The organism is Streptosporangium sp. 'caverna' (genome assembly GCF_003203775.1).
In the GTDB taxonomy this organism is placed as follows: domain Bacteria; phylum Actinomycetota; class Actinomycetes; order Streptosporangiales; family Streptosporangiaceae; genus Streptosporangium; species Streptosporangium subroseum.
Map to the genome: position 1 here is coordinate 1,105,504 of NZ_CP029711.1, position 17,671 is coordinate 1,123,174.

Below are 17,671 nucleotides of genomic sequence, written 5' to 3' on the forward strand. Positions count from 1 at the left end.
CCTGAACCGGGCCGAGCGCGGCCCGGCCGGTCAGCCGCCGGAGGCCAGGGCCTCGGTCGAGTAACCGGCGATCTCCTTGTACCGCTGGGAGATCCGCGCCAGCTCCTCGGTCTTGATCACATCCTCGATCGACGTGAACGGCCGGTCGCCGGTCCGCTGCCACACCTCGTGAATGATGAGGTCGGGCGGCGTGCTCCGGTTGGCCAGCACGACCCGGGTCGTCGCCGGAAGCCGTTCCGCCTCATACGCGTGAAGCGCCGTCACCGCGTCCGGCGAGTCCGTCAGATGGCGGCGGAGCGCCCGCGCGTCGAGGATCGCCTGACCCGCTCCGTTGGAGCCGCGCGGCACCATCGGGTGGGCGGCGTCGCCCAGCAGCGTCACCCGGCCGAAGGTCCACCGGTCCAGCGGGTCCTGGTCGACCATCGGATACTCGAAAACGGTCTCCGCGGCGCGCATCATCGCGGGTACGTCCAGCCAGTCGAAGTGCCAGTCCTCGAACGCCCCGATGAAGTCCTCCAGGCGGCCCCGCCGGGTCCAGTCGCGCCGCTCGTCGGCGGGCGTCCTGATCTCGGCCACCCAGTTGAGGAGCTGGGTGCCGTCGGCGAAGTTCCTGATGGGGTAGGCGACGAGCTTGCCCTGGTCGATCCAGCCGGCCCGCACCATGCTCGCGCCGGACAGGAAGGGCCGGCCCCGGGTCACACCCCGCCACATGTTGATGCCGGAGTAGCGGGGCTCGCCCTCGCCCGGATGGAGCTGCCTGCGGATCGCGGAATGGATCCCGTCGCAGGCGATCACCATCCGGGCGCGGACGGCAGGCAGTTCGAGCTCGTCGCCGCTGGAGCGGAAGTAGGCGGTCGCGGCGTTCTCGTCCTGCTCGACGCGGACGCACCGGTGGTCCAGCAGCACCGCATCCTCCCCGAGCCGTTCCCGCACCGCCCCCAGCAGGACGTCGTGCAGGTCCCCCCGATGGATGGAGTACTGCGGATACTCGTAGCCGGCCTGCCGGCCCGAAGGCTCGCGGTAGATGAGCTGGCCGAACCGGTTGAAGAACACCGACTCCTCGGTGAGGACGCCGGCCCCGCCCAGCTCGTCGGCGAGGCCGAGCCGGTGGAGGACCCGCGTGGCGTGCGGCAGCAGGTTGATGCCCACCCCGGCCGCACCGATCTCGGGTACGGCCTCGTAGACGCGGCAGCCGATTCCCGCGTCGTGCAGTTCGAGCGCGAGCACCAGACCGGCGATGCCGGCGCCGACGATCAGGACCTCATCCTCGATCGAAGGGTGTGGAAAGGAACGTCGCGGCATGAAGACTCCTCGGCTCCTGCGCGGGCCTCGCCGCCGGACGGCTGGACGGGCCGATCCCGGCCGGACGGCGCTCGGCCGAGCACCGTGCACCTCGCGCCATGCGGACATACCCGCGATGTTTTTTCTGCTCCACGGAACACATGTCGGCCTCACCTCCACCGTACGCCCCTGGACCGGCCGACTCGGCGGCGCGCATCCCGCTGTGGATCAGAGCCAGCTCGGCAGGGCCGGCGGCCCTGCCGCGACGCTTTCGAGCCGGCCGGGCACGGGCCGTCCGAGCAGGTAGGCGGTGAGGTCCGCCAGCCTCCCGGAGACCGCCACGGGGGCGTCGCCGGACGCGCCGATCTCCCTCCGCACCTCCACGTCGGTCGCGTCAAGAACCACGCGGGGCGGGTCCGGGCGCCCGGAGAACGCGGGGGCGGCGTCGTCGATCAGCGCGACGAGAAGGGGCGCGGGGAAGTCGGCGAAACCGGTGCCCGCGAGGAAATCGACCGCGTGCACCCACACCTCCCGGACCCGCATCCAGGGCACCTGGGAGGCGGGGACGGTACGGCCGCGGGCGGTCCGCACCTGAGCGTCCCAGACGTCCTCGGGCATCTCCGCGAGCGCCCGGTCGAGCCGGGCGTTCGCGGCGGCCAGCTTCTCGCGCAGCTCGCCGGCGGACAGCCCGGCCCCCTTCTCGATGTCGTCCGCGCGCTGCTCGGGCGAGGCGTACATCGGCGTCGGCACCCCGGTGCGGGCCCAGGTCAGCAGGTTGACCAGGGCGTCCGCATTGCTCGCCACATGCGCGGCGACGTGGGTGCGCCGCCAGCCCGGCAGCGCGGAGGCCGCGTTCAGGTCCTCGTCGCCGATCCCCGCCATGGTCCGCTCGAAGAGCTCGGTGCCCTCGCGGACCCATGCGACCAGGGGGGCCACGGCCGTCATCGCACCTCCTGCCGGCAGGTGTTGCGGCACTCCCCGATCCCGGCGATCCGAGTGGTGAGCACCGAGCCGTCGGCCAGGTAGCGCGCGGGTTTGCGGGCGTGCCCGACCCCGCCGGGGGTCCCGGTGGCGATCACGTCGCCGGGCACCAGGGTGACGATCTGCGAGATGTAGGAGACCAGCTCGGCCGGGCCGAAGACGAGGTCGCCGACGTCGGCTCGCTGCACCGTCTCGCCGTCGAGCTCACAGGACAGCTCGGCGCTTCCGGCCGAGGCCCCGCCGCCGGTGCCGCCGGTGTCGTCGGTGACCAGCCAGGGCCCGATCGGGGTGGTCGCCTCGAAGGTCTTGCCCTGCAGCCACTGCAGGGTGCGGTACTGCCAGTCGCGGGCGGTCACGTCGTTGAGCACCGTGTAGCCGCCGATCGCGGCCCTCGCCTCGTCGGGGCTCGCGTTCCTGACCGGTGCCCCGATCACCACGGCCAGCTCGGCCTCCCAGTCCATCTCCTGCGAGGCCGCCGGAAGCACGATGTCGTCGTACGCGCCGATCAGCGCCCGGCTGAACTTCGCGAAGAGCGTCGGATGCTCGGGGAGCGTGCGGCCCATCTCCAGGATGTGACCGCGGTAGTTGAGCCCGACGCAGAAGATCTTCTCCGGCGCGAGCACGAGCGGGGCGTAGTCCAGCGTGCCGAGCGGATGCGAGGGACCGTCGGCCTCACGCGCCGAGGTACGCCAGTCGGGCCGCCGGAGCACCTCGACCAGGTCGGCCGCGCCGAGCTCGATCGCGGTGTCGTCGTCGAGACGCACCGCGCGCGTCGTGTCGCCGACGCGGATGGTGGCGAGCCTCATCGGGCCTCCCGCCCTTCGACTGCCTGCCGGGCCAGCCTGGTGAGGCCGAGCGCGTCATACACCGGCTCGTCGCTGAACCGGAAGAGGTCCGCCTGCGTGGAGGCCTCGATGGAGTGCTCGCACCAGGACGGCACGGCGAACAGGTCGCCCTTTTTCACGGTGAACCGCTCCTCGCCCAGGGTGACGGTCGCCTCGCCGTCGAACACCTGCCAGACGGCCGAGCCGACGATCCGCCGCGGCGCGGTACGGACGCCCGCCCGCAGCCGGTGGAACTCTGTGCGCATGGTCACCAGGGCGTCCCCGCCGGTGGTCGGGTTGCTGTAGCGCACCCCGGCGTGGCCGGGTTCGAGCGTCGTCGGGTGTCCCTCGTCGGCCAGTTCGAGCTGCGCGGTCAGCGCCGCGTCGGTGTGCGCCCAGCGGTACGCCATCAGGGGCGAGCTGGGCTGGTCCGCCGCGCCGATCGGACGGAGCCCGGGATGGCCCCAGAGCCGTTCGTTGCGGGATCGGTCCGGGGTCGCCGTGGTGCCCAGCTTGTCGGGCCCGAACTCGAAGAACCCGGCGTCGAGCTGCTGGACGAGGGGGATGTCCAGTCCGTCGATCCAGGCCATCGGCTGGTCGGAGGTGTTCTGGTGCTCGTGGAACGCCCAGCTCGGGGTGAGCAGCAGGTCGCCCCTGCGCATCGCCACCGGATCTCCCTCGACGTTGGTCCAGACCCCCTCGCCGTCGATGACGAACCGGAACGCGGTCTGGGTGTGATGATGCGAGGGAGCGGTTTCGCGCGGGCCGAGATACTGGATGGCGGCCCAGAGGGTGGGGGTCGCGTAGGGCTGGCCGGGGAGCCCCGGGTTGGCCAGGGCGATGGCCCGGCGCTCGCCTCCCCGTCCCACCGGCACAAGATCACCTGAACGCTGCGCAAGCGGGTACAGCTCCGACCAGCGCCACACGTACGGGACGGCGGCGGGTCGGGGACTGAGCGGCATCAGGTCGCTGCGCGTGGTCCACAGGGGGATGAGGTTGGCGGCGGAGAAGTCGCGGTAGAGCTCGTCCAGTGCCGTCTGATCTTGTTCAAGGGTCGTCACAGTGTCTCCCGTCAGGTCAACCGGCCCGGACGCGGCCCGTGTCGGCGTTTTGACCGTATACATACCGATCTCAGGGCGGAACTTTAGATCGCTAGAATTCCAAGATGCAGAATCGGCCGATGTATCCGCTCAAAGCGGTGGAGAACGCGCTGGTGACGATCAAGTTCCTGCAGGAGCGCGGCGAGGTCAGGGTGGCCGACGTCGCCGATCACCTGGCGGTGGCCAGGTCCACCGCACATCGGGTGCTGGCGATGCTGGTCTTCCATGACTTCGCGATCCAGGACGCGCGCAGGATCTACCGGCCGGGACCGGCGCTGCGGTCGATCCGGGAGACGGAGGTGAGCCGGCCCGATCTGGTCACGGCGGCCCATCCGCATCTGCGGGAGCTCGGCCGGCTGATCGCGGAGACCGTCCATCTGATGGTGCTGCAGGGCAACGGCGTCCGGTTCGTGGACGGTGTGGAGGGGCCGCAGGCGTTGCATGTGGGCAGCCGGATCGGGATGCTGCTGCCCGCGCACGCCACCTCCGGAGGCAAGGCGCTTCTGGCCGAGTTGCCGGAGGAGGAACTGCGCGCCCTGTATCCCCGCGGTGTGTCGACCGAGGCCTCGGCCATCGGTGATCTCGCCGCGCTCCGTCGTGAGCTGGACGGTGTCCGGCGTCGCGGATACGCCGTCAACAGCGAGGAGAGCGAGCGGGGCGTGCGCGCGGTGGGAGTCTGCGTGCGTGACGGCGCGGGCCGGGCGGTGGCCGCCGCGGCGATCGCCGTACCGAGCGTGCGCTGGCCGAAGCGCCGCCTGACCGAACTGGCCGTCCCGCTCATCGCCTCCGCCGCGCGGATCAGCGCGGCCCTGGCGGGTTGAGCCCACTCGGCCGAACACCCGCATGCCGCCGGTGACCGGCGGCATGCGGGTGCGAGGTCGACGAGGCCCACGCCGGACGCGACGGGGGCCTCTCTTCGGGTCTTCGGGCGGGCTTCACCGTCCCCTACAGCGACGAAGCCCGCGGACCCACGGGGCGGTTCTCGCGGTGGAAGGAACCGCGCGCCCCGTCGTCGACCCTGGTCGTCAGCTGGCGCGCAGCGGCGCGAGCGCGTTGCTCCACGCCACGACCTGGTCCAGGGTGGTGTGCAGCAGCTGGGCGTGGAAGTCAGCGGGCTTGAAGACGCTGTAGTTCTCGAAGTCGGTGGCCAGCGAGAACATCACCTGGGCGCGCACGTCGGCCATCATCAGCTCGCCCGCGATGAGGCGCAGGTGCTCCACGGCGCGAGCGCCGCCGACCGAGCCGTAGCTGACGAATCCGACGGCCTTGTTGTTCCACTCGGCGAACAGGAAGTCGATGGCGTTCTTCAGCGCACCGGACGTGGAGTGGTTGTACTCGGGCGTCACCATCACGAAGCCGTCGAAGGACCCGATCTTGGCGGCCCATGCCTGGGTGTGCGGCTGGGTGTACTGGCCCATCGACGGCGGCACCGCCTCGTCGAGGTGCGGAAGCTTGTAGTCGAGGAGGTCGACAAGCTCGAACTCCGCGTCGGTGCGCTGCGAAGCGATCTCGTAGGCCCACTTGGCCACGGCCTCGCCGTTACGTCCGGGACGCGTGCTACCGAGAATGATGCCGATCTTGGTCATTGCTGGTCTATCTCCTCTTACGGGATTACCGAGTCAGGCTGAGAAGCTTGCTTGCCGTAGCAATTAATCAGACTGACATTTGCTTTGTCAAACAAGTATCATGGTCCCATGACTTCTCCGACGCCAACACAGCGACCCCTCGCCAGGGATGAAGAAGCGGTCGTGAGGGCGCTGAGCCGGGTGATAACGGTCATACCTCGCGTGATGGACGCCGACCTGATGCGTGAGCAGCGTCTCCCGCTCAGCGAGTACATGGCTCTGATGTGGCTCTCGGAGGCCCCTCATCGTCGGATGCGGATGAGCGAGCTCGCGGCGGCGTGCGACCTGTCGCTGAGCGGGATGACGCGTGTCGTCACCCGGTTGGAGGCCCAGGGCCTCGTCAAGCGGGTCAAGTGCGCAGAGGACGCCCGCGGACTGAACGCGGTGCTCACCGACGCCGGTCTGGCCCGCCTCGAGCAGGCCTGGCCCACGCACCTGGATAGCGTGCGGCGCCACATCATCGACCATCTCGACGGGCTGGACCTCGTTCGGCTCGCCCGCGCGCTGGAGCGCTTCGGGACCGCTGTCGAAGACCCGCGAGAGCCGGGCACCGCGGGCGACGCCTCGGAGTAGCCGGGTCGGTGCCGGTGCGGCAGTGGGTATGGGCCGTGTCGTTCGGTGTCGTCCATGAACGGACGTCGGCCGCTTCGGGATGCTTCAGGCCTGGACGGGCGCTCCGGTCCGTGCGGGTTCGGCCTGCGGGCAGCGGAGGCCTCCCGCGTGAGAGATCACGGTGAAGGAGTCTTCCAGATCGGTGAGCTTGATGAGCCTCAGGACAACGGGCGGCGCATCGGCCAGCAGCAACGGTGTGCCCAGGTCGCGGGCATGGCGTCTGAGGACGATCAGGGCACTCAGGCCGCTGGCGTCGATGAAGGTGATCCCGGCTAGGTCGATGATGACCGCATCGGCGTGAATGTTGAGAATGTGGTGGACGTAGTCGCACAGGTCCGGTCTGGTGGCGAGATCGAGCTCACCCGCGACTGTGATCACTACGGAACCGTTCGCATACTCACTCGCGAGCTGTAGTGCTTTCATCGCCCACTTCCCCTGCAGGCATCACAGAGATCCGTGCCCGGCTGGGGCGCTCGAAGGCTTGATTTCAGCTCGCGGCGTCCCCTGCCACATCGCATCGACGCCGCGCGGTCCGAACGGCTTGAGGTCGCGATGCTCGCGCTACTTCCCGGTGGTGCAATTTGTCGCTTTCCGTAATGCTGTGACTTCGAAGCGAAGTGTAAGTGCCAAGCCGGATATCTGCTAGTCATTCATGGAAATGCGGCTGACACCGGATTCGATGCCTCCTTCCCCGGCTGCCCCGGAGCGGGGAGGAAACGCTCGTGACCTGCGGAGATGAAGCCGCATCGGCGGCCGGTGAAGCGGTCATGGCTCCCGTGGAGACCGGCTCGCCGACCCCTGAAGCCCGCTTGAGCTCGGGGAGCCCGTGGAGGCGGCCGGGACCGTGGAGAGGGGTCGGAAAGGCGATGGCCGCTTGAGTCCATGGAGCCCGCATGAGCCCGTAGAGGCGGCCGGGTCCTTGGAAGGGCGGGGCGGCTCAGGCGACGGCGTTGAGGGCCTCGCTCAGGCTGCCGCACGTCTCGAAGTGCCGGTCGAGATTGGTGATCGTCAGCAGATGGGTGATCATGCCGGGGCCGACCACCAGGATGAGACGCCCGCCCGCCTCCCTGACCCGGGTGAGCGTGCCCACCAGAATGCCCAGGCCCACCGAGTCGCAGAACGGCACCCCGGTCAGGTCCACCACCAGGGATGGGTGACCGGAATTTTCGAGGGCGCGGTCGATTCCCGCACGGAGTCGTGGAGCGACCGACATGTCCAGCTCACCCGTCGCCTGCACGACGGTGCTGGGACCATCACGCCACGTCTGAACATCGAACGTTGAAATCACGATCACCACCTCCGTGCGGGCTTACCTGCCCTGACGGAAGCCTGTTATGCGCCTGGCTCACTTTTTGCAGAACGCGAGGTAGAGAACGCCGCGACCTCGGTGGGGCGCTCCCGTCGATCTCTCCAGGGCACTCGCGATTTCCGCCGGACCTGATCAGGGCGCCCCAGAGCATTGGAGTCTCCGCCGGACCTGTCAGGGCACGGTCAACCGCCTCCGAGCATGCCGCGGCACGGATCGCGGCAGACCGTACGGCCCTGGTCGCGCGCTCTCGGCCGACTAACCCCGGCTGCCGCCGCGGGCGATTGGTTCGCGCTCTCCCATGTTCGTCACCTTGCTCGCCGGAGGCGCCTTGACGGTCACCCGGCTTCCCCACCCGGTGTAACGGGTCTCAACGCTGACCTGCCTGTCCTCCGCCACCGCCGCACTGACGTGGGTGCTCCCCGGATAAACGGTGACCAGTCGCTGAGGGAGCCCGTTGGCGCCCAGGGTGAGCCTGAAGCGCAGCACCGCGGCCCTGTCGTTCGTGGACACCCCGGCCACGCCGGCGCTCCGCATCCAGGGGGAGATCTTCTCCAGCGCGCCGAAGCTGATCGTGCCCGAGTAGGTGCGCCCCGTTCGCTTCCCCTTCGTGATCAGGGTCTTCAGGGTCGCCGGCTCGGCCACGTTCACCAGCTGGCCGTACCAGCCGCTGAAGCCGGCGTTCATGCCGTGCGGGTGCTTGACCCAGGTCTTGCCCTTCGGCGGCGTCCAGGGGCCGCCGGAGTAGTAGCTGGTGGTGCCGATCCTGATCGTCCGCTCCGGCTTGTCCGGACTCCATTGGAAGACGCCGGGTATCCCGGACATCTCATCGGTGGTGAACTTCGCGCTGACGTCGGAGGCGACGATCCCGGCCCTGCCGAACTGGAAGGAGCCGGTGCGCTTGAGGAGGGTCGAGTTCCCGGTGAACTCGACCAGGGTGGCGACGTCGGTGAACTTCACCCCCTTGCCCGCGACGAACTGGCTCTTCAACGTCTTGACCGGATCCGCGGTGGCCGCCTGGACAGGTGTGGCGGCCACGGACATGGTGACCATGGCCGCGGCGATGCCCGCGATCACTCGCTTCACGGCGACTTCCTCTCAGTCCGGTACGGGAAATGGAATCCTGCCGAACCTTGATCACAAACGCGTCTCAGAACGTGTCGGACCTGCGGAGCGGACACGCCGGTTCCGTCGCGGACGGCCAGTCGCCTGAGCTCATGCCGCGACCTCCCCGCCGGGCGGCAACGAGGAGTGCGATGGCGCTGGCCGCGTAGGCGATGGGCGCCAGCGCCCAGAGCCCTCCGTACGGGAGCGTGCCGAAGTAGTGGTCCGGCTGGCTGCCGGCGAGCATGTCCGCGGTGGCGTCCGCCGGCGGAAGGGTTATCGGCAGCGCTCCCAGCACGGGCACCAGATGGAGCAGGGCCAGGACGCCGCAGACTCCGCTGATGGCGCCGATCAGCGTACGAGATCTTGCCACGGCAAAGATGCTTATCAGAAGCGGCAAGACGCCGATGACGAAGACGTCCAGGCCTATGAGATCCCGCGCCGAGATCCCGACGAAGGAGCCGGCGATCACCGCCAAAGGCAAGCGAGGCGAGGCCCATCCGCCCTCCATCGTGGCGAGCAACGCCCACGGCACCAGCGAAGCGCCCACCGCCACCACGAACCACGCCCACGAACGACGGCCCGCCGGCACGTTCTTCCGCGTCAGCACCGGAAGAGCGTATAAGACACTTTCTGAAGTTGCCCCGGTATGGCTACGCCTGCCAGGCAAGGAGATGACCACAACGCTGGGTAGTTCGCGCGGATCAGGAAGGCTGCCTGGTCACTTCTTGCAGATGTTCTGGGTGGCGGTCTTGGCCGTGGGAGAGGCCGTGGGAGAGGCGCTCGGAGTGGGGACGGCGGTCTCTTTCACGGTGACCTTCTTGGCCGTCGGATGTTTCTGGCCGACGACCACTTCGATCCGGTCGCCGAGGGTCTCCATCAGGCGCAGGTCCGCCCCGGGGAGTGCGGCGGCCACGGTCCGTGCCGAGTCCTCGCGGCCGGGGCCGTACCGGACGACCGTCTCCTTGAAATCCTTCACCGGGGTGTTGCCGGGGGTCTCGGGGACGAGGAATCCGACCCTCTGCAGGTCGGCTCTCGTCTGTGCGCCCAGGCCGGTGATCATGGTGCCGTTGAGAACCCGGACGGCGATCCGCGCGGGCGGCACGGTCAGCGGGGTGGTCGAGGGGGAGGCCGCCGGGGTCGGAGTCGGGGTGGGCGTCGGCGCGGCGGGCTTGGTGAGCGTCTCGTCGGCGGTGATCCGGCGGAACAGCTCCTTGGCCCCCGCCTTGTCCCAGAGCACGGCGGACTCGCCGGTCGGCGTCTTGTAGTCGACGTCGGCGAGCGGGACGGTGGCGAAGGCCACGTCGTCGGTGGAGACGTTCTTGAGCTGGTCGGCGAGGCCGAGCAGGTCCTTGCGGAGCATGTCGTCCACCTGGAGCGTGCCGAGGGTGGTGTTGACGAAGGAGGCGAGCTTGACCGGGTTGGCCAGCGTGCCGCCGCTCAGAGCCTGGTTCAGCAGGGCTGAGATGACCTGCTGCTGGCGGTCGATGCGGTCCAGGTCGGAGCGCGCGGTGGCCCGGGTGCGGGCGTAGGCGAGGGCCCTGACGCCGTTGAGGGAGTAGGTGCCGGGCTGGAGCATGAGCGCGGTCTTGGGGTCGTTGATCGCTACCGGAGTGCAGACCGAGACGCCGCCGAGCGAGTCGACCACTCCGATGAAGCCGAGCACGTTGACCTCGACGTAGTGGTGGACGGTCAGCCCGGTGGCGTCCTGCACGGCCTGCACGGTGAGCTTCGGGCCGCCGAGCTGGTAGGCGGCGTTGAGCTTGTGCAGGCCCTGGCCGGGAATCGTCGTCCAGGTGTCGCGGGGGAGGCTGACCACGGTGACCTTGGTGTGGTCCTCCGACAGGTGGAGCACCATCATGGTGTCGGTCCGCTGGCCGACCTCGCGGCCCAGCTTGAGCTCGTTCTGCTGGCGGCGGGTGAGGTCGTCACGCTTGTCCACACCGACGACCAGGATGTTCATGGCGCCGGTGGACTGCGACCCCGCCACGCCCGCGTCGACCGACTTGATCGTGGTCGTCACGTAGTTGGTCAACGCCCATGACACTCCGGAACCACCCAGAACCGCGCACGAGAGCGCACCGGCGAGGAACAGCCCACGTCGCCGGGAACGCGCTCCCCTGACGGATCTGCGCTCACGCCTCGGGCTCACCCGGACGGCACCGTAGGCGTCGCCGCCCACCTGCACACCCGAGTCCTCCTCTTCCGGGTCGCGCATGCGTGGCCCCCTAGGCTCCAGCGGTCGATGAGGTACCCGTTCGTACAGTAGCGTGAGCGACGCCATGAAGCAGTTCCCCGACTCGCCCGCGCCGGCGTCGTCTCCCGAGACATCTCCCGAGGCACGTGTCTGGCCCCCCATTTCCATCGTCATCCCGGTGCTGAACGAGGAGCGCCATCTACGGGAGGCGGTGCGACAGGTCCTGTCGCAGCGTTACTCAGGCCCGATCGAGGTCGTGCTCGCGATCGGACCCTCCCGGGATCGCACCCAGGAGGTCGCCGACGCGATCGCCGCCGAGGATCCCCGCGTGGTCGTGGTCCCCAACCCGACCGGACGCACTCCCAACGCCCTCAACGCCGCCATCGGTGCGTCCCGCAACGGGATCATCGCCAGGGTGGACGGCCACGCCATGCTTCCCGAGGACTATCTCCAGATCGCGGTGGAGACCCTCGCGGAGACCGGCGCCGACAACGTCGGCGGTGTCATGGCCGCCGAGGGCGTCACGCCGTTCGAGCAGGCCGTGGCCCGCGCCATGACCTCCAAGATCGGTGTCGGCGGTGCCCGGTTCCACACCGGAGGCACCGCGGGTCCGGCGGACACGGTCTATCTCGGCGTGTTCCGCCGCGAGGCGCTGGAGCGGGTCGGCGGCTACGACGAGCACTTCCAGCGAGCCCAGGACTGGGAGATGAACCACCGCATCCGCGAGACGGGAGGCCTGGTCTGGTTCCAGCCCCGGATGCGTGTCTCCTACCGGCCGAGGCCCAGCGTCAAGGCCCTCGCCAAGCAGTATTTCCACTACGGCCGCTGGCGGAGGGTCGTCGCCCGCACCCACGAGGGCACGATCAACCTGCGCTATCTCGCGCCCCCCGTGGCCGTGCTGGCCATGCTCGCCGGTCTGCTCGTCTCCCCGTTCTTCTGGCCCGGCCTGCTGATCCCCGGCGGCTACGTGGCGGCGATCCTGGCCGGCTCCGCGGTGACCGGCAGCGGCCTGCCCACCGCCGCGCTCCTGCGGCTGCCGCTGGTGTACGCCACCATGCACCTGTCGTGGGGCTGGGGCTTCCTGACGAGCCCGAAGAAGCTCGGCAAGCCCTCCAAGGCGGCCGGCTGACGCGCGGTCGGGGGCCGTGGGGAATGCGGGGTTCACCGGATTCAGCGGCCTCGGGCCGAGGCGCGGTTGTAGGTGTCGTTCACGGCGTTGTTGAAGCGGGTCATGGCGTCCGGGTGGTCCGGGCCGAGCAGGTAGGTCTTCAGCTTGCGCCGGGTGCTCGCCAGGACGTCCTCGGCTCCGTGCTCCAGAGCCTGAAGTACGGCGGGCAGCTCGGCCAGGTCCTCGCCCAGAAGGTAACCGGCCTCCGAGCTCGGATACCGCTCGCGGAAGAGCCGTTCCGGCATTCCCGACACGTTGGTCACCATGTACGGCTTGCCGCTGGCGATGAAGTCCGCCACCACGCTGGAGATGTCGGTGATCATCAGATCGGCCTGGTTGAAGCAGTCGTAAAGGGGCGGCTCCTGCCCGGTGACGACCTGGTGCCTGATCGGCTGCGACCAGGCGGCGTCGGCGGAGTGCCCCATGGGCCGAGCCGTTCCGGCGGAGTTCCTGGCCATCGCCAGGGCGGTGCCCGCGGGGTGCCGGGCCATTGACCGGGACAGCTCCCGTTTTTCCAGCAGCGCGTGGATCTTCTGGTGTGCGCGGCGCGCGGCCAGGTTGCGATAGCCGGTCAGCGGGTGCGGCTTGTAGATCACCCGGAGCTCGGGGGAGTGGGCGAGCAGCATGCGGACGATCCCCGGGCCCATGGTGATGATCGAGGTGTGGAACAGGTCGTCGGTCCATCCCTCCCAGGTGGGCGCGTAGAGGACGGTGCGGTAGGGCAGGTCGGGTCCGCCGGTGCGGACGCCGCTGAGCTGGGGCCGTCCCACCTCGTACACGTTCTCGTCGCGCACACCCACCTGGGCGCGGATGTACCGGTCCCGGCCCGCCTGCCCCGCCACCCAGACCTCGTCGTAGACCTTGGTGAACGGGTTGAACGACGCCTCCTTGTCGCTGTCGCCGTGACCGACGAAGACGCCGCACAATCCCCGGATGCGGAGCATGTGGATGTTCTTGCCGACATTCGCCGGATACAGGCACACCCGCGCGGTGTCGAGCGCCGCGAAGCCCATCAGATCGGCCGCGGACGGGATGCAGACCACCGGCAGCGAGGTCTCCCCCAGCATCCGGAGCATGTCCCGCTCCCGCAGCACCACCAGCGCCCGCCGGTCGATCCGCTCCAGCGGGCGCAGCCACATGGTGGCCTGGTAGGCCGAGTCGTTCGGCCCGGAGAAGTAGAGGACCACCTCGGGCCGGTACTTCGAGAGGTGTTCGTCGACCGCCCGCAGCACGCCGGGCGTGTCCCTGAGCGGCCGGACCCTGCGCAGGTGGGGCAGGAGGGCGAGAGCGCCCATGAGTTCCAGGCCCAGCGCGATCGCCGCTCCGGCCGCGCCCTGGTAGCCGGTGCCGAGCGTCGCGCCCAGGGCGGCCCCGCCGACCGGCAGCACGTCGAGGTAGAGGAACCGCAGACCCTGGTAGTTGACGAGGATGTCCCTGGGCGGAGCCGGTATCTTCACCGCGTCGATGTTGCGGGTCAGCGCCGGCAGCCGGCTGAGGGTGCGGTTGTAGGAGATCGCCAGCCAGGTCTGCACGGCCCGCACGCCGTGCATGAGGAACAGCCCGACGGTCAGGGCCATGAACCAGGGTGAGTCGGTGCCCTCCGTCCGGGCGACGAGGAGGATCGCGGTCATCTCGCGGATCACGAACCGCAGCGTGACACCCAGGTGCGCCTGGCTCAGCAGGTCGACCAGCTGCCGGGCTCCGCGCCTGGCGGCGATCTCCGCCGCGTAGGACATCACGCAGAACACCAGGAACAGCCAGGGCTGGGGCCACAGGGCGGCAGCGACGAGCAGCGGGTAGGAGCCGAGCACGGCGGCGCCGACCAACCGGGTGCGAAGGTCACGCGTCATCTTCCGACGGTATCCCGTGTGCCGGTGTTTGCCCTGGTAGGCGCGCTGTGTCGGGTTGAACCGAGGTAGATGTTGATCAGTTGAAGTGTTGGGTTACGTCGGGGTGGACGTTGGATCGGCTGAAGTGTCGGGATACGTCGGATGGCCGCCGGCGAATCGACGTGTCAGCCCGCGTCAGGTGCCGACCGGTCGACACGGCAGGTCGTGTCGGGCGTCGACCGGTTGACGCGTCGGGTCGCGTCGGGTGCTGATCGGCCGGGGCGCCGGGCCGAGGCGAATGTCGATCGGCCGGGACGTCAGGTCGCGTCGAGGCGAACGTCGATCACCTGTCCGGTCAGGTCGGAGATGAGCACGTCCAGTGAGGTCTGGGCGACGGCGCGCGGTGAGAGAAGGGTGTGCGCCGGTTCTTCCCCGAAGGCGCGGGATCGCATCGGGGTGCTGGTCCGTTCCGGGTTGACGCAGTTGACCCGCACGCCGTACTCGGCCCACTCGTCGGCGAGGGCCTGGGTCAGGTTGACCACGGCGGCCTTCGTCGAGGAGTAGAGGCTGTAGTCGGCCCGGCCCCGCGTGTAGGAGGAGGAGGTGTAGAGCAGCAGGTGGCCCCGCGTCTCGCGGAGGTGGGGGATGGCGGCCCTGGCGATGTTGACGGGGCCGAGGTAGTTCACGCCCACGGTCTCGGCGATCGTGACGTCGTCGACCTTGCCGAGCTTGCCCATGTGCAGCACGCCCGCGGTGTTGACCACGTAGTCGATCCGCCCGGTCTCCTTGGCCGTGCCGTCGAGCGCGTCCTTCACCGCCTGGGCGTCCTCGACGCGCACCCCGTTCAGCGACCGGGAGAACGAGAACACCTGGGCGCCGTGGCGCTCGGCCAGGTCCACCACGTCGGCGCCGATGCCGTAGCTGCCGCCGAAGACCACCATGGTCCTGCCCTCCATAGCCCGGCGGAGGGCGAGGGGGGAGTGCGCGGGGGCGCTGCCCGCGGCGAGCTGGAAGAGCTTGTCGGCGATGAACACGTCCACCGGGTGGGTGACCTTCATGTTGTGCTCGCTGCCCGGCACGATGTAGATCGGTACGTCGGGCAGGTAGCGCAGCACCACGCCGCAGTCGTCGGTGGGAGGCCGCTTGTCGAAGTCGGGGTCGGCGAAGGCCCGCTCGTAGGCCTCACGGATCACCGAGAGCCGGAAGCACTGCGGGGTCTGGCCCCGGCGAAGCCTGGACCGCTCGGGGATGTCCCTGACGATCTCTCCGCGTGGTCCGGGGGCGGCCACCACGACCGTGTCGGAGCTCGGGATCGCCACGTCGACGGCCGAGTAGACCTTCAGGGCCTCCACGCACTCGGTGATGATCCGGGGCTCCAGCAGCGGGCGTACGGCGTCGTGCAGAAGCACGTCGCACTCCTGAGCACCCAGTGCCTTCAGCGCCCGCCAGGTGGTGTCGGGGCGGCTCGCGCCGCCTTCCAGGATCTTGCTGACCTTCCCGAAGCCGTTGCGGGCGACGATCCGCTCCACCTCCTCGGTGAAGCCGGGCGTCATCAGCACGATGATCTCGTCGATCTCCGGGGCGCCGTTGAACAGGGCGAGCGTGTGCTCGATGATCGCCTTCCCGGCGATCTTGATGAGCTGTTTGGGGGTGTTCAGGCCGACACGCTGGCCGACGCCGCCGGCCAGGACGACACCGACGGTCCGACGACGTGGTTCAAGAGCGGCCAATGTCAGCTTCCTTTGACGGTCTGGATACGGCGAGCGTAATGGTTCGGTACCCGATCGCCGGGCGCGCTCCCGTGCTATCCAGTCAAGATCTCGCTACGCTGAGTGCGCACTCCCCGATTCGTACGGTGATCCCGTCGGATACGAAGGAGCCCAGTTTGCACGATTCCCACGTCCTCCCGTCGTCCGAGACCTCCCAAACGACGGCCGTCGTGTTCGCCACCACCGGGGCGGCCGGTCTGCGCTGCGCCGACGGCACACTGCTCGACAGGCTGACGGACCAGCTCGCCACGCTCCCCGTCCAGGACGTGCACGTGATCACCCGGTCCGGCGACGTCACCCACGTGCCCGGCGGCACCCACATGATCGGGGCTGAGGAGCCGGCCGAGGGGTCACGGGGAATCGCCGACGACCTGCGCAGGATCGCCAAGGTGGCCACCGCGTCCACCGGCCCCGTGGCCCTGATCGCGGGCGACCTGGTGGCCCACACCGAGGCGCTGGCCACGCTCCTGGAACATCCCGCACGTGACACCGGCGCGCTGGTGACCGCCGACGGCGAGGGCGCCGGGTCGCTGTGCCCGCCGGTCAGGATCGAGGGCGGCCGGGTGGTGGCCGCGAGCACCTCCTTCCACGACGTCGAAGAGCCCAACGGCACCTTCAGGGGCGCGCTCCATGTCGGCGTGGCCGATCTCGGGCATCTCGCCGAGACCGCGGCGGTGCTGGCCGACCTGGCCGAGGCCGGCACGTTCGGCTCGATGGGCGACACCGAGGTCGGCGACCTGCTCCTGGTCGGGCTGGTCCGCTCGGGAGTCCCCGTGCGTGCGGCCGGGCTCGGGCGGCTGCACTGCGAGCGGATGGCCGAGCAGGCGGGTGCCGACTCGGCCGTACGGCGGCTGGGCGAGGTGGACGAGATCGCCGCCCGGTTGGATGCCGCGGTCAAGGGCAACGACGGCTTCTTCACCACATACTTCGTGAGCTCCTGGTCCAAACACCTGGTCAGGCTGGCCGCCCAGTCGCGGCTGACGCCCAACGCCGTCACCGGGATCTCCGTGGGCCTGGCCGTGCTCGCCGCGGTCTGGTTCTCGGTGGGCACGCGCCCGACCCAGGTCGCCGGGGCGATCCTGCTCTACCTGTCGTTCGTGCTCGACTGCGTGGACGGACAGCTCGCCCGCTACACCCGCGCGTTCTCCCCGCTCGGCGCGTGGCTCGACGCCACCTTCGACCGGGTCAAGGAGTACGCCGCCTACGTGGGACTCGCCCTCGGCTACGCGGCGGGGCTGGACGGCTACGGCGCCGGCGGCCCGGACGGCATCTGGATGCTGGCGGTGTCCGCGATGATCCTGCAGGCGCTCCGCCACATGATCGACTTCTCCTACGCGGGGGCCCGCGCCGACGCGAACCGGGTGGGGGCCGCCTGGGCCAGGACCTCCAGCTCGCTGTCCGCCGCGGCGGACACGGCCAGGCGGCTGCTGCCGATGCAACCGTCGCCGGGGCGGCGGCCCGTGGACGCCGGATACGCGGGAAACACGACCGGGATGCGCAAGGCCGGGCTGAGCGTGGGCGGCATGGTCGTGGGGCTCTCGCGATGGCTGGAGCAGATCTCCTTCACCCGCTGGCTCAAGAAGATCATCGTGCTGCCCATCGGGGAGCGGATGGCCCTGATCGCGGTGACCGCCGCGTTCTTCAACGCGCGGGTGACCTTCATCGCGCTGCTGAGCTGGGGCGGAGTCGCCGCACTCTACACACTCGCCGGCAGGGTGGGCAGGTCGCTCAGCGAATGATCGGAAACGGTGGGTCTCACAGTCCGCGGACCGGCGGGTTCCGCGGTGATCGGAAACGGCGGGCCCCGCGGCGAGCGGGGTGGAGGGCGGAGCGCGGCGAGCATTTCGCGAAGCGAGCGAGGAGACACATGCGATC

At 69.6% G+C, this 17,671-nt stretch carries 16 protein-coding genes; 4 read left to right on the top strand and 12 right to left on the bottom strand.

Translation table 11 applies throughout. From position 1 onward, the window contains the following. Positions 1 to 30: 30 nt before the first annotated feature. The 4 genes from DKM19_RS05110 to DKM19_RS05125 all read right to left on the bottom strand — a co-directional run bounded on the left by DKM19_RS05110 (position 31) and on the right by DKM19_RS05125 (position 4,147). On the bottom strand, positions 31 to 1,302 hold the full coding sequence (locus DKM19_RS05110) for a flavin-dependent oxidoreductase (RefSeq protein ID WP_110694704.1): 1,272 nt from the start codon (positions 1,300 to 1,302) through the stop codon (positions 31 to 33). 207 nt (positions 1,303 to 1,509) lie between these two features. Then, positions 1,510 to 2,226: a maleylpyruvate isomerase family mycothiol-dependent enzyme gene (locus DKM19_RS05115; protein WP_110694705.1), complete on the bottom strand. Its 717-nt coding sequence runs from the start codon at positions 2,224 to 2,226 to the stop codon at positions 1,510 to 1,512. Next, complete coding sequence (locus DKM19_RS05120) at positions 2,223 to 3,068, bottom strand: fumarylacetoacetate hydrolase family protein (RefSeq protein ID WP_110694706.1); 846 nt, start codon at positions 3,066 to 3,068, stop codon at positions 2,223 to 2,225. The genes DKM19_RS05115 and DKM19_RS05120 overlap by 4 nt, the downstream gene beginning before the upstream one ends. Beyond that, positions 3,065 to 4,147: a cupin domain-containing protein gene (locus tag DKM19_RS05125; RefSeq protein WP_239514090.1), complete on the bottom strand. Its 1,083-nt coding sequence runs from the start codon at positions 4,145 to 4,147 to the stop codon at positions 3,065 to 3,067. The genes DKM19_RS05120 and DKM19_RS05125 overlap by 4 nt, the downstream gene beginning before the upstream one ends. Before the next feature lie 119 nt (positions 4,148 to 4,266). Between DKM19_RS05125 and DKM19_RS05130 the strand changes: the two genes are divergently transcribed. Then, the gene (locus tag DKM19_RS05130) at positions 4,267 to 5,007 is read left to right on the top strand and encodes an IclR family transcriptional regulator (protein ID WP_110694708.1); all 741 of its coding nucleotides are present in this window, start codon (positions 4,267 to 4,269) and stop codon (positions 5,005 to 5,007) included. Positions 5,008 to 5,211: 204 nt separating this feature from the next. Here the strand turns inward: DKM19_RS05130 and DKM19_RS05135 are convergent, their stop codons facing one another. Further along, positions 5,212 to 5,772 (bottom strand): NADPH-dependent FMN reductase, encoded by a 561-nt coding sequence (locus tag DKM19_RS05135; protein ID WP_110694709.1) that lies wholly within the window; start codon positions 5,770 to 5,772, stop codon positions 5,212 to 5,214. A 162-nt stretch (positions 5,773 to 5,934) separates the two neighbouring features. Here DKM19_RS05135 and DKM19_RS05140 point away from each other — a divergent pair, with 162 nt between their 5' ends. Then, positions 5,935 to 6,384 carry a MarR family winged helix-turn-helix transcriptional regulator gene (locus DKM19_RS05140; RefSeq protein WP_204358663.1) on the top strand — a complete coding sequence of 150 codons (450 nt, stop codon included), beginning with the start codon at positions 5,935 to 5,937 and terminating at the stop codon, positions 6,382 to 6,384. A gap of 84 nt (positions 6,385 to 6,468) precedes the next feature. On the opposite strand, the gene DKM19_RS05145 is transcribed toward DKM19_RS05140, so the two are convergent. The 5 genes from DKM19_RS05145 to DKM19_RS05165 form a co-directional block, all read right to left on the bottom strand. After that, positions 6,469 to 6,846, bottom strand: coding sequence for an STAS domain-containing protein (locus DKM19_RS05145; protein ID WP_110694711.1), 378 nt, complete (start codon positions 6,844 to 6,846; stop codon positions 6,469 to 6,471). Positions 6,847 to 7,360: 514 nt separating this feature from the next. Further along, complete coding sequence (locus DKM19_RS05150; protein ID WP_110705487.1) at positions 7,361 to 7,711, bottom strand: STAS domain-containing protein; 351 nt, start codon at positions 7,709 to 7,711, stop codon at positions 7,361 to 7,363. A gap of 276 nt (positions 7,712 to 7,987) precedes the next feature. After that, positions 7,988 to 8,815, bottom strand: coding sequence for a hypothetical protein (locus tag DKM19_RS05155; RefSeq protein ID WP_110694712.1), 828 nt, complete (start codon positions 8,813 to 8,815; stop codon positions 7,988 to 7,990). A 64-nt stretch (positions 8,816 to 8,879) separates the two neighbouring features. Continuing rightward, positions 8,880 to 9,443, bottom strand: a complete 564-nt coding sequence (locus tag DKM19_RS05160; RefSeq protein ID WP_110694713.1) for a hypothetical protein — start codon at positions 9,441 to 9,443, stop codon at positions 8,880 to 8,882. A gap of 111 nt (positions 9,444 to 9,554) precedes the next feature. Then, a complete protein-coding gene (locus tag DKM19_RS05165) occupies positions 9,555 to 11,051 on the bottom strand; it encodes an LCP family protein (protein ID WP_110694714.1) in 1,497 nt (498 codons plus the stop codon). Positions 11,052 to 11,115: 64 nt separating this feature from the next. Between DKM19_RS05165 and DKM19_RS05170 the strand changes: the two genes are divergently transcribed. Continuing rightward, the gene (locus tag DKM19_RS05170; protein ID WP_239514585.1) at positions 11,116 to 12,159 is read left to right on the top strand and encodes a glycosyltransferase family 2 protein; all 1,044 of its coding nucleotides are present in this window, start codon (positions 11,116 to 11,118) and stop codon (positions 12,157 to 12,159) included. 41 nt (positions 12,160 to 12,200) lie between these two features. On the opposite strand, the gene DKM19_RS05175 is transcribed toward DKM19_RS05170, so the two are convergent. Next, positions 12,201 to 14,048 (bottom strand): hypothetical protein, encoded by a 1,848-nt coding sequence (locus DKM19_RS05175; protein WP_110694715.1) that lies wholly within the window; start codon positions 14,046 to 14,048, stop codon positions 12,201 to 12,203. 296 nt (positions 14,049 to 14,344) lie between these two features. Continuing rightward, positions 14,345 to 15,757 carry a bifunctional cytidylyltransferase/SDR family oxidoreductase gene (locus DKM19_RS05180; protein WP_110694716.1) on the bottom strand — a complete coding sequence of 471 codons (1,413 nt, stop codon included), beginning with the start codon at positions 15,755 to 15,757 and terminating at the stop codon, positions 14,345 to 14,347. 155 nt (positions 15,758 to 15,912) lie between these two features. On the opposite strand from DKM19_RS05180, the gene DKM19_RS05185 reads away from it, so the two are divergent. Then, entirely contained in the window at positions 15,913 to 17,535 is a 1,623-nt protein-coding gene (locus tag DKM19_RS05185; RefSeq protein WP_110694717.1) for a CDP-alcohol phosphatidyltransferase family protein, read from the top strand. Positions 17,536 to 17,671: the final 136 nt, after the last annotated feature.